General features: G+C 72.6%; 12 protein-coding genes. All 12 read right to left on the bottom strand.

All coding sequences use genetic code 11. The annotated features are described in order from the left end of the window. Positions 1-183: 183 nt before the first annotated feature. The 12 genes from ACFYVR_RS22500 to ACFYVR_RS22445 all read right to left on the bottom strand — a co-directional run bounded on the left by ACFYVR_RS22500 (position 184) and on the right by ACFYVR_RS22445 (position 10722). Positions 184-2382: a heavy metal translocating P-type ATPase gene (locus ACFYVR_RS22500; RefSeq protein WP_387477296.1), complete on the bottom strand. Its 2199-nt coding sequence runs from the start codon at positions 2380-2382 to the stop codon at positions 184-186. Beyond that, complete coding sequence (locus ACFYVR_RS22495) at positions 2379-2582, bottom strand: heavy-metal-associated domain-containing protein (RefSeq protein WP_387477294.1); 204 nt, start codon at positions 2580-2582, stop codon at positions 2379-2381. The genes ACFYVR_RS22500 and ACFYVR_RS22495 overlap by 4 nt, the downstream gene beginning before the upstream one ends. A 40-nt stretch (positions 2583-2622) precedes the next feature. Beyond that, on the bottom strand, positions 2623-2904 hold the full coding sequence (locus ACFYVR_RS22490; RefSeq protein WP_387477292.1) for a metal-sensitive transcriptional regulator: 282 nt from the start codon (positions 2902-2904) through the stop codon (positions 2623-2625). Between the two features lie 26 nt (positions 2905-2930). After that, a complete protein-coding gene (locus ACFYVR_RS22485; RefSeq protein WP_387477290.1) occupies positions 2931-3182 on the bottom strand; it encodes a hypothetical protein in 252 nt (83 codons plus the stop codon). Beyond that, a complete protein-coding gene (locus tag ACFYVR_RS22480) occupies positions 3179-3664 on the bottom strand; it encodes a hypothetical protein (protein WP_387477288.1) in 486 nt (161 codons plus the stop codon). The genes ACFYVR_RS22485 and ACFYVR_RS22480 overlap by 4 nt, the downstream gene beginning before the upstream one ends. Next, entirely contained in the window at positions 3657-4088 is a 432-nt protein-coding gene (locus tag ACFYVR_RS22475) for a hypothetical protein (protein WP_387477286.1), read from the bottom strand. The genes ACFYVR_RS22480 and ACFYVR_RS22475 overlap by 8 nt, the downstream gene beginning before the upstream one ends. Beyond that, the gene (locus tag ACFYVR_RS22470; protein ID WP_387477284.1) at positions 4081-4776 is read right to left on the bottom strand and encodes a hypothetical protein; all 696 of its coding nucleotides are present in this window, start codon (positions 4774-4776) and stop codon (positions 4081-4083) included. The genes ACFYVR_RS22475 and ACFYVR_RS22470 overlap by 8 nt, the downstream gene beginning before the upstream one ends. Next, complete coding sequence (gene hemB / locus ACFYVR_RS22465; protein WP_387477314.1) at positions 4773-5747, bottom strand: porphobilinogen synthase; 975 nt, start codon at positions 5745-5747, stop codon at positions 4773-4775. The genes ACFYVR_RS22470 and hemB overlap by 4 nt, the downstream gene beginning before the upstream one ends. Positions 5748-5819: 72 nt before the next feature. Further along, positions 5820-7391 carry a uroporphyrinogen-III synthase gene (locus ACFYVR_RS22460; RefSeq protein ID WP_387477282.1) on the bottom strand — a complete coding sequence of 524 codons (1572 nt, stop codon included), beginning with the start codon at positions 7389-7391 and terminating at the stop codon, positions 5820-5822. A 93-nt stretch (positions 7392-7484) separates the two neighbouring features. Next, complete coding sequence (gene hemC / locus ACFYVR_RS22455; RefSeq protein ID WP_387477280.1) at positions 7485-8483, bottom strand: hydroxymethylbilane synthase; 999 nt, start codon at positions 8481-8483, stop codon at positions 7485-7487. Next, entirely contained in the window at positions 8480-9871 is a 1392-nt protein-coding gene (locus ACFYVR_RS22450) for a glutamyl-tRNA reductase (RefSeq protein WP_387477278.1), read from the bottom strand. Before ACFYVR_RS22450 ends, hemC begins: the two co-directional genes overlap by 4 nt. Then, positions 9868-10722, bottom strand: a complete 855-nt coding sequence (locus ACFYVR_RS22445) for a redox-sensing transcriptional repressor Rex (protein ID WP_387477276.1) — start codon at positions 10720-10722, stop codon at positions 9868-9870. Before ACFYVR_RS22445 ends, ACFYVR_RS22450 begins: the two co-directional genes overlap by 4 nt. Positions 10723-10743: the final 21 nt, after the last annotated feature.

Below are 10743 nucleotides of genomic sequence, written 5' to 3'. Positions count from 1 at the left end.
CCAAGCTCGACGGCTTGAGCCCGGTCACATACCGGGCCCAAGCCCTCGCCGCCTAGGCTTCCGATTACCCGGTCCAACTTCCGGGGACCAGTTCAACGAAGGCCACCTTCAGCCGGACGGGGAGGCGCGTGTGGTCGGCACCGGTCGGCGGAAGCGGCACGGGTCGGCGGGAGCGCCGCAGCGTCAGCGGAAGCGGCGCAGCCGAAGGCTGTTCCCCACCACGAACACCGACGACGCGGCCATCGCGGCGCCCGCGATCATCGGGTCGAGGAGGCCGAGGGCGGCGAGCGGGATCGCGGCGACGTTGTAGGCGAACGCCCAGAACAGGTTGGCCCGGATGGTGTGCAGCGTCGCGCGGGCCAGCCGGATCGCCAGCGGCACCGACGTGAGATCGCCCCGCACCAGGGTCAGGTCGCCGGCCTCGATCGCGGCGTCGGTGCCGGTGCCCATCGCGAGCCCGACGTGCGCGGTCGCCAGCGCGGCGGCGTCGTTGACGCCGTCCCCGACCATCGCGACGGCGTGGCCGCGCCGCTGCAGCTCCGCGATCGTCGCGGCCTTGCCCTCCGGCAGCACCCCGGCGATCACCTGCTCGATGCCGACCTCGGCCGCGACCCGCTGGGCCACCGCCTCGGTGTCGCCGGTGAGCAGCACCGGCGTCATCCCGAGCGCACGCAGCTGCGCGATCGCCTCGGCGCTGGACGGTTTCACCGCGTCCGCGACGGTGATCGCGCCGCGCACCGCGCCGTCCCACGACACCGCGACGGTCGTCTCGCCCGACGCGAACGCCCCGGCCAGCTCGGCGGGCACGGGATGCTCCGGCTTGCCGACCGCGACCCGCACACCGTCGACGGTGCCCACGACACCGAGCCCCGCGCGGCTGCCGAAATCGGTCACCGCCGCTCCCGCACCGGCGGACGCGATCGCCCGCGCCACCGGATGCTCGGACGCCGACTCGACGGCGGCGGCGATTGCCAGCACCCGGTCCGGATCCTCGCCGTCGGCGGCCGTGACCGCGCGGACGGTCATGGTGCCGGTGGTGACGGTGCCGGTCTTGTCCAGGACGACGGTGTCGATCCGCCGGGTCTGTTCGAGCACCTCCGGGCCGCGGATCAGGATGCCGAGTTGCGCGCCGCGTCCCGTGCCGACGAGCAGCGCTGTCGGCGTGGCCAGCCCGAGGGCGCACGGGCACGCGACGATCAGCACCGCCACGGCGGCGGTGAACGCCTCCGTCGCGGCGTGCCCGGTCGCCAGCCAGCCGGCGAGGGTGAGCGCGGCGAGCACCAGCACGACGGGAACGAACACCGCCGACACCCGGTCCGCGAGCCGCGCCACCGCGGCCTTGCCGTTCTGCGCCTCGGTGACCAGGCGGGCGATGTGCGCGAGTTGGGTGTCGGCGCCGACCTTCCGGGCCCGCACGACGAGCTGCCCGTCGGTGTTCACCGTGCCGCCGACCACACCGTCACCCGCCGTGACGTCGACGGGCACCGACTCGCCGGTGATCGCGGAGGTGTCCACCGCGGCACGGCCGCGGACCACCACGCCGTCGGTGGCGATCTTCTCCCCCGGACGCACCACGAACTCGTCCCCGACGCGCAACCGCTGCACCGGAATTCGGGTCTCGGTGCCGTCGGGCCGCAGCACCGCGACGTCCTTGGCACCGACCTCGAGCAGCGACCGCAGCGCGGCGCCCGCCCGGCGTTTGGCCTTGGCCTCCGCGTATCGGCCCGCGAGCAGGAACACCGTCACCGCCGCGGCGACCTCGAGGTAGATCTGGCTCGACGGGTCGTGGGCGCCGAGCGCGAAGGAGAACTCGTGGGTGGCGCCGACATGCCCGGCGGTGCCGAACACCAACGCCCACACCGACCATCCGTAGGCGGCGAGGGTGCCGAGCGAGACGAGGGTGTCCATCGTCGACGCGCCGTGCCGGGCGTTGACGAGCGCGGCCCGATGGAAGGGGTAGCCGCCCCAGAACACGACGAGGGTGGTCAGCGCCAGCGCGATCCACTGCCAGTAGTCGAACCGGAGCGCGGGCACCATCGACAGCGCGATCACCGGCACGGCGGCGGCCGCCGACACCAGCAACCGCAGCCCGAGCGCATCGCTGTGCGCGGGAACCGGTTCCGGCTCCTCGGGCACCTCCCCGGCGGTGTATCCGGCGGCCTCGATCGCGGCGACGAGGTCGGCGACGGAAACCGTGTCGGGCCGGGTGACGTGCGCCCGCTCCGTGGCGAAGTTCACCGTCGCGGTGACGCCGTCGATCTTGCGGAGCTTGCGCTCGATGCGGTTCGCGCACGACGCGCACGTCATCCCGCCGATGTCGAGGTCGACGCCGGCCTGGGCAGCGGCCTCACCGGACGCCCGGCCGCCGAGAGCCGTGCTCATGACGCCAGCTCGTAGCCCGCCTCTGCGACGGCGGCGGCGACGGCGCCCGGGTCGAGCGGGGCGTCACTGGTCACGTCGACGCGGCCGCTGTCCAGATCGACCGCGACGGCGGTCACGCCGGGCAGCTCGGAGACCTCTTCGGTCACCGAGGCCACGCAGTGCTGACAGGTCATGCCGGTGACGGTGAACGTGCTCTGCATTGCTCTGTCTCCTCCAGGGTTCTGTGTTCGACGAACGGGGTTACGACTTCACGAGACGGGCGATGGCGTCGGACGCCTCCTTGACCTTGGCGTCCGCCTCGGGGCCACCCTTGCGCGCGGCCTCGACGACGCAGTGCGCGAGGTGCTCGTCGAGCAGCTTCAGCGACACGGACTGCAGCGCACTCGTCACCGCGGACACCTGGGTGAGGATGTCGATGCAGTAGCGGTCGTCGTCGACCATGCGCGAGATCCCCGCGACCTGCCCCTCGATGCGGCGCAGCCGCTTGAGCAGGTTCTCCTTCTCGGGTGTGTAACCGTTCATGCCTCTACCATACCCCCGGAGGGTAACTAGGGCAGGTCGGCCCGGCGCCGGAGTCGCAGCCGCCACACGTCGAGCGCGGCCAGGCCCGCGACGATCACCGCCGCCGCCGCACCCCCGATCCACGGCCCGGAGTAGTGCGTCGCCGTGAACGGCGGAGCCCCGTCGGCGTAGGGCGCGAACTCGAACTGCCGGACGCCCTGCGTCCAGCACCACACCGCGGTCACCACGGCGACCACCGCCAGCGCCGCCATGCCGATCCGCCGCACGTTCACGCTCACCTCGCACTCCCCTCGCCGAGCGCCGTCCGCAACCCGTCGCCGTCCCGCGCCCACGCCCGCACCAGCCCGCCGTCGGCCAGCCGCAGGCCGATCGCCGTGCGCCGGCGCGGCACACCGGACAGGTCACCGAGTGCCCGGGCCGTCTCCCACGGCAGCGGGTCCGTCGCCTCCGGATCGGCCGCGGGCAGTACCTCCGCGATGTCGGCCCGCGCGACCGCCTCGGTGCCGCACCGCAACGCGCGGCCCGTCAACTCGACGCTCGCATGCCGACGCGCCGCCGCCACCTGCACCGCGACCAGCCCCGCCAGGACCACCGCGAACAGCGTCAGCCCGAACACGTGCACGCCCGCCCCGATGAACAGGTCCCCCACCAACACCACCAGGCACAGCACCGGCCCGAACGCCACGGTGCGCCAGCGTCCTCCCGGCTCGGCGAACACGACCCGGCCGGCGTCGGTCTCGGCGCCCGAGGCGTCAGCCACGAACGAACCAGCCCCGCGCCGACGGCAGGAACACCACCGCCGCCGCGGCGAGCATCCCGACCGCGGTCAGCAGCATCGGCAACTGGCCCACCCCCACCGCCGTCGACAGCACCTGGATCACCGCGTACACGCCGGTCAACGCGACCTCGGCGCGGCGGAAACCCGGATGCCCGGCGCGCACCGGCCCGGCCATGAACCCCGTCCCCAGGCCGACCGCGATCGCGAGCCCACCGGACCCGCGCAGCAGGGACACCAGCGCGTCCACGCTGTCGGGCGCCACGCCGTTGGCGAGCAGTTGCTCGCGGACGGCGTCGCCGGACGCGGTCAGGGCGAGCAGACCGAACAGCACCAGCAGCGCCGCACACACGATCCACAGCCAGTACGCGACGTCGACGGGACGTGGCCGCGCGCCGCGCTCAGCCATCGTGGTTCCGCAGGGCAGGCAGGAAGTACTTGTTGGATTCGCTGCGGTGCATGAGCACGATCGCGCCGACGACGAGGACGGCCTGCAGGATCGCGGCCGCACCCGAGACCAGCATCGCCGCGCCGCCGCCACCGAGCCCGAACAGCGCCGGAATCGCGGAGAACACCATGATCACGCCGAGCATCGTCACCAGCATCCGGGCCCAGTTCCGGCCCGCCCGCATCTTGAACGCGAACAGCATGTACAGGCCGGTGACACCGAGTCCGACCAGCCCGGTCAGGCCGAGACCGACCGCGAGCATGCTCTCCACGGTCGAGCGGCTGATCTCGAGCGACGGGTCCTGGGCCGCGACGTCGGCGAGCAACTGGTCGACGAACGTGTCCCGGTCGGCGTAGATGGCGAGCAGCGTCGCGATCAGGTTCACGACACCGAGTACGGCCACCCCGCACAGCAACTGGAAGGCCGTCACCACGTCGACGGGCGGCTCGGGTGCGGCCGGCGGCCGGGGCGCACCGGGCGGCATGCCCTGCGGCGGCCATGGTCCCGGCTGCCCCTGCGGCCCCTGCCCTTGCGGCCCCTGTTCCTGCGGCCACTGCGGCCCCTGCCCCTGCGGCCCCTGTTCCTGTGGCCACTGCGGCCACTGCCCCGGCGGGGGCCACTGGCCCTGCGGCTGCTCCGGCTGGTTCACAGCCGTGCCGCCACTTCGGCGGCCCAGTAGGTGAGCACGATGTCGGCGCCGGCGCGGCGGATGCTCAGCAGCGACTCGAGGATCGCGGCGTCCCGGTCGATCCAGCCGTTCTGCGCGGCGGCGGTGATCATCGAGTACTCGCCGGAGATCTGGTAGGCGGCTACGGGCACCGTGGACATGTCCGCGACCTCCCGCAGCACGTCGAGGTAGCTCATCGCCGGCTTGACCATCACGATGTCGGCGCCCTCCTCGAGGTCGAGGTCGACCTCGCGCAGCGACTCGCGACGGTTCGCCGGGTCCTGCTGGTAGGTGCGCCGGTCCCCCTCGAGGGTCGACCCGACGGCCTCCCGGAAGGGGCCGTAGAACGCGGAGGCGTACTTCGCCGCGTACGCCAGGATCCCGATGTCGGCGTGACCGGCGTCGTCGAGGCCCTCGCGGATCGCCGCGACCTGTCCGTCCATCATCCCGCTCGGGCCGAGCAGGTGGGCACCCGATTCGGCCTGCGCGACGGCCATGTCCACGTAGCGCGTGAGGGTGGCGTCGTTGTCGACGGTGCCGTCCGCGGTCAGCACACCGCAGTGCCCGTGGGAGGTGAACTCGTCGAGGCAGGTGTCGGCCATCAGGACGGTGGCGTCGCCGAGTTCGTCACGCAGCGCACGCAATCCGCGGTTGAGGATGCCGTCCGGGTCGGTGGCACCGGATCCGGCGGCGTCCTTGTCCTCCGGTCGCGGCACCCCGAACAGCATCAGACCGCCGACCCCGGCCTTGACTGCCTCCGTCGCGGCGGCGCGCAACGTGTCGAGGGTGTGCTGGTACACGCCGGGCATCGAGGAGATCTCCCGCGGTGCGCCGATGCCGTCGGCGACGAACATCGGCAGCACCAGATGTCGTGGCTCCAAAGACGTTTCGGCAACCAGGCGGCGCAGCGCCTTGGTGCTGCGCAGCCGGCGGGGTCGGTCGGCCGGGAACAAGGAAGAGCCCTCCTTCATCGGACCCGTGAGTCCTTCCGGTCCGCCACGGGGCCGAAAGGACTCACGGGCTCGTCAGCGCCTACGGGACTTCTTGCGCGGCGGGGGCAGTGCGCCCTCGGCACGCAGCCGGGCCGCGTGCTCGGCGAGCGCCTCGACCAGCGGACCGACCTGCGCCGTCTCCGGCTGCACGTCCACCCGCAGACCGAACTCGATCGCCGTCTCCGCCGTCTTCGGGCCGATGCACGCAACGATGGTGCGCGCGTGCGGCTTTCCGGCGATACCGACCAGGTTCCGGACCGTCGACGAGGAGGTGAAGCACACCGCGTCGAAGCCGCCGGTCTTGATCATCTCGCGGGTCTCCGCCGGCGGCGGCGCCGCCCGCACGGTGCGGTACGCGGTGACGTCGTCGATCTCCCAGCCACGCTGACGCAGACCCTCGGCGAGGGTCTCCGTCGCGATGTCGGCGCGCGGCAGCAGCACCCGGTTGACCGGGTCGAAAACGTCGTCGTACGGGGCGAATTCGGCCAGCAGACCCTCGGAGGACTGCTCCCCCGTCGGCACCAGCTCCGGGTTGATGCCGAAGCTGCGCACCTTGTCCGCGGTGGCCTGGCCGATGCAGGCGATCTTCACGCCGGAGAACGCGCGGGCGTCGAGACCGAACTCCTCGAACTTCTCCCACACCGCTCGCACGGCGTTCGTCGAGGTGAACACCACCCACTGGTAGCGGCCGTCGACGAGGCCCTTGACGGACCGTTCCATCTGCGCGGGACTGCGCGGCGGCTCGACGGCGATCGTCGGCACCTCGATCGGGATGGCGCCGTGCGTGACGAGCCGGTCGCTCATCTCACCGGCCTGGTCCTTGGTGCGCGGCACCAGTACCGTCCAGCCGTACAGGGCACGCGACTCCCACCACGACATCTTGTTGCGGTGCGTGACGACCTTGCCGACCGTGACGATCAGCGACCCGACCAGCTCCGAGCCGGCCTCGTTCAGCGTCGCCAGCGTCGCCTCGACCGTGCGCTGCTGCCGGGTGGTGCCGCGGACGGTGATCGCGGCCGGAGTCTGCGGCGCCAGGCCGTGCTCGACCAGTGCGCTCGCCGTCTCGGCCAGGTGCGCGGAGCTCGCGTGCAGCACCAGCGGTCCGGGCGCCGCGGCCAGCGCGGCCCAGTCCACCTCGCCGCGCACGTCGACCTCGGTGTGCCCGGATCCCAGCGCCATACCCGCGTAGCTGGGCACCGCGGACCCGGCGGGCAGGCCCGGCAGGATCTCGAACACGACCTGAGTGCGGGCGACGGCGTTTACCTCGGCGATCACCGAATCGGTGGTCAGCGGGTCGCCCGAGACGATGCGGACCACGTCGTGCCCGGCCTTCGCCTCGTGGACCAGCGTCTTCGCGACCTCCGCGGGCTCACCCAGCGCGGGACGCACCTCGGAGAGCGGATGCTCGGGGTCCTCGGCGACGCCCTTGCCGCGCAACGCGGTGCCGACCAGCGCGGTGACACCCTTGTCGACGTCGGGGTCGGTGAACGCGAGCGTCGCGTTGGCGAGGACGTCGTGGGCGCGGACCGTGAGCAGCGCGGGATCGCCCGGGCCTGAGCCCACGAACAGGATCCGTCCGGGGGTGTTCTTTCGGACTCGGCTCATCGGTTGTTCTCCAGTGCGTTCGAAATGCCGTTGTTCAGGGGTAATGCGTTGGGGTGTCGCGGTGTCCGTTTGGCTCGCCACGACTCGGTCCTGTCAGTCATCTGCCGGAGCCTCCTCGGCGTCGGCGGCGACCATCAGTTCCCGCGCGCCCAGCTCGAGCAGTTCGCGGGCGACGGCCCGGCCGAGTTCCTCGGCGCGGCTGGGTGATCCGACTGCGGAGGCACGGATCGAGTCCGATCCGTCCACCGCCGCCGCGCATCCGCGGACCGACAGCTCGTCGAAGATCCGGCCCTCGTCGTCGATGGACTCGACGACCTCGGCGATGGCGCCGACCGGTGCGGTGCAGCCCGCCTCCAGCTCGGCCAGCAGCGACCGCTCGGCCACGACGGCGGCGCGGGCCGCGGCGTCGTCGAGTTCGGCGAGGATCGCGATCAGGTCCGGGTTGTCGGCCCGGCACTCGACGGCCAGGGCACCCTGCGACGGCGCGGGCAGCATCTGCACCGGCTCGAGCGACTCGGTGATCGCGTCGAGCCGCCCGATCCGGGACAACCCGGCCCGGGCGATGACGATCGCGTCCAGTTCCCCGGACTCGACCTTGCCGAGCCGGGTGTCGATGTTCCCGCGCAGCGGCTGGATGTCGAGACCGAGACCGAGCGCACGCAACTGGGCGCGGCGGCGCGGAGCGGACGTACCGACCTTCGACCCTGGCGGCAGTTCACCGAGGACCAGACCGTCACGGGCAACCAGCGCGTCACGGGGATCCTCCCGCGGCGGCACCGCGGCGACCACGAGGTCCGCGGGCTGCACGGTCGGCAGGTCCTTGTACGAGTGCACGGCGACGTCCACCTCGCCGGCGAGCAGGGCCTCGCGCAGTTCGGCGACGAAGACGCCGACGCCGATGCGCTGCACCGGCCCGGCGGTGACATCGCCCTTCGTCGTGATGATCACCAGTTCGGCGGGGTGCCCGGCCGCGATCAGCGCGTCCCGGACCGTCCCGGCCTGGGTGGTGGCGAGCAGGCTGCCGCGGGTGCCGATCCGCAGGGTCTTGCGGGGGGTGTCGGTGCCGGGCGCGGCTGGTGCGGTCGCGTTCATTCGCCGATCCCCTTCTGCCACATCGCCGCGGTGTCCTCGGACATCTCGACGGCCCGCACCTCCCGAGGTGCGGCAACGGCCTCGGCGCTACCGGGCGCCAGCTCGAACAGTTCACGCAGCGCGGCCGCGTAGGCGTCGCCGCCCGGAGTGGTCGCCAACTGCTTGACCCGGACGGTCGGCGCGTGCAGCAACTTGTCGACTACACGGCGCACGGTGCGCGCGACCTCGTCGCGCTGCGGATCGTCGAGGCCGGGCAGCCGGGACTCGAGGCGGAGCAGTTCGCTCTCGACCACCTCGGCGGCGCGCTGACGCAGCGCGGTCACCGTGGGGGTGACCTCGGCGAGGCGCTGCCCGGCCAGGTAGGTCGCGAGCTCACCGGCGACGATCTCGCGGGCCGCGTCGGCGTCGGCGGCCGCCGCACCGGCGGCCGGGTCGGACTTCATCGTCGCGATGTCGAGCAGCGTCACGCCGGGCAGGCCCGCGACGGCGGGCTCCACGTCGCGGGGCAGGCCGAGGTCGCAGATCACCAGCGGCTTGCGCAGGGCGTCCCGGGACGACAGGGCGATGTGCGCGTCGGCGAGGCTGACCACCGCGCCGACCGCGCCGGTACAGGCCACCATCACGTCCGCCTCGGACAGCGCGGTCGCCAGGTCGGACAGCTCGACGGTGGCGGCCTCGACGCCCGCCGCCCGGACGGTGTCCGCGAGGTGCTCCGCGCGTTCGCGGGTGCGGTTCGCGACGACGACCCGTCCGATGCCGTTCCGGGTCAGGTGCGCGACCGACAGTCCGCCCATCGATCCGGCGCCGACGACGACCGCGGTCCGGCCGGCCAGGCCGTTCGGCTCGTCCGGCGCGGCGAGAACCTTCGCGGCCCGGTCGAGCGCCACCGACACCACCGACGCGCCCGCGCGGTCGATGCCGGTCTCCGAGTGCACCCGCTTGCCGACGCGCAGCGCCTGCTGCGCCAGCTCGTGCAGCACCCGGCCCGCCGCCTTCTGGTTGTCGGACACGGCGTATGCGGTGCGGATCTGGCCGAGGATCTGCTGCTCCCCGACGACCATCGAGTCGAGCCCGCTGGCAACGGAGAACAGGTGCTCCGCCGCGGCCTCGCTGTAGCGGACGTAGGTGTACTTCGTCAGGTCGGTGAAGTCCAGACCGGAATGCCCGGCGAGGGTCGAACCGACGTCGGCGAGGGCACCGTGGAACGCGTCGACGACCGCGTAGATCTCCACCCGGTTGCACGTCGAGACGATCATCGACTCCGAGATGTGCGGCGACTCGAGCAGCGTGTCGATCAGCTTCGGTCGGTCGGTGTCGGCCACCGCGACCCGCTCGAGGACGGGAACGGGAGCGCTTCGATGCGAAATCCCGACCAGGAGAACACTCACGGTGCGATCACCGATCCATTCTTTGTCGAACCGAGCTGTGCCGAACTGAGCTGGGCTGCCGAGGCGCCCCGCGACGAGGAACCGGTGGCGCGACGCGGCGCCGCTCCGCCGAGACCGACCGCGGCGGGCTCCGAGTTGTGCTCGGCCTCGGTGTTGCGTGCGCTGCGGAAGGAGAGCACCTGCATCTCCACCGCGAGATCCACGCGCCTGATCTCCACGTGCGGCGGCACGTCGAGCGACGCCGACGCGAAACTGAGGATGCACCGGACACCGGCGGCGACCAGCCGGTCGCAGACCTCCTGCGCAGCCCCGTCCGGGGTGGCGACGACACCGATCGTCGCGGCGAGTTCGCGGCTCGCCCTCTCGAGTTCGGCGACGTCGCGGACCTCGAGGCCGTCGACGTCCGTGCCGATCCGCGCGGGGTCACGGTCGAACAGGCCGACCATCGTGAATCCGCGCCGCCCGAAGCCACCGTACCGGGCCAGCGCCTGACCGAGGTGCCCGGCGCCGACGAGCACCACCCGGTGCCCCTGGTCGAGGCCGAGCGCGGACTCGATGCGGGCGCGCAGCCGCGTCACGTCGTAGCCGACGCCGCGGACACCGTTCGGTCCGAGGAACGACAGGTCCTTGCGCAGCTTCGCCGATCCGACCCCGGCGGCGGTGGCGAGTTCCTCGCTCGAGACGATCAGGGTGCCGTCGTCGGCCATCACGCCGAGGACGCGCAGATACGTGGCGAGGCGCGTGACCGTGGCCTGCGGCAGATCCCGGACCGTGCCGTCCGAACGGGAAGTCGAATCAGCCCCGGCGACGCCACGGGCGGTGAACCCATGCGGCTGGTGCTGTTCGGTCACTTCTGTGGCTCCTCGTCCGGC

The organism is Rhodococcus sp. NPDC003318 (assembly GCF_042879035.1).
In the GTDB taxonomy this organism is placed as follows: domain Bacteria; phylum Actinomycetota; class Actinomycetes; order Mycobacteriales; family Mycobacteriaceae; genus Rhodococcus_G.
The sequence above is the reverse complement of the archived record's forward strand: the minus strand, read 5'-3'. Positions and strand labels throughout refer to the sequence as shown.

Coding starts and splice junctions, on each gene's coding strand:
- ACFYVR_RS22475 (WP_387477286.1), bottom strand. CDS start 4,088: ATGGCTGAGCGCGGCGCGCGGCCACGTCCCGTCGACGTCGCGTACTGG.
- hemC (WP_387477280.1), bottom strand. CDS start 8,483: ATGAACGCGACCGCACCAGCCGCGCCCGGCACCGACACCCCCCGCAAG.
- ACFYVR_RS22460 (WP_387477282.1), bottom strand. CDS start 7,391: ATGAGCCGAGTCCGAAAGAACACCCCCGGACGGATCCTGTTCGTGGGC.
- ACFYVR_RS22495 (WP_387477294.1), bottom strand. CDS start 2,582: ATGCAGAGCACGTTCACCGTCACCGGCATGACCTGTCAGCACTGCGTG.
- ACFYVR_RS22490 (WP_387477292.1), bottom strand. CDS start 2,904: ATGAACGGTTACACACCCGAGAAGGAGAACCTGCTCAAGCGGCTGCGC.
- ACFYVR_RS22500 (WP_387477296.1), bottom strand. CDS start 2,382: ATGAGCACGGCTCTCGGCGGCCGGGCGTCCGGTGAGGCCGCTGCCCAG.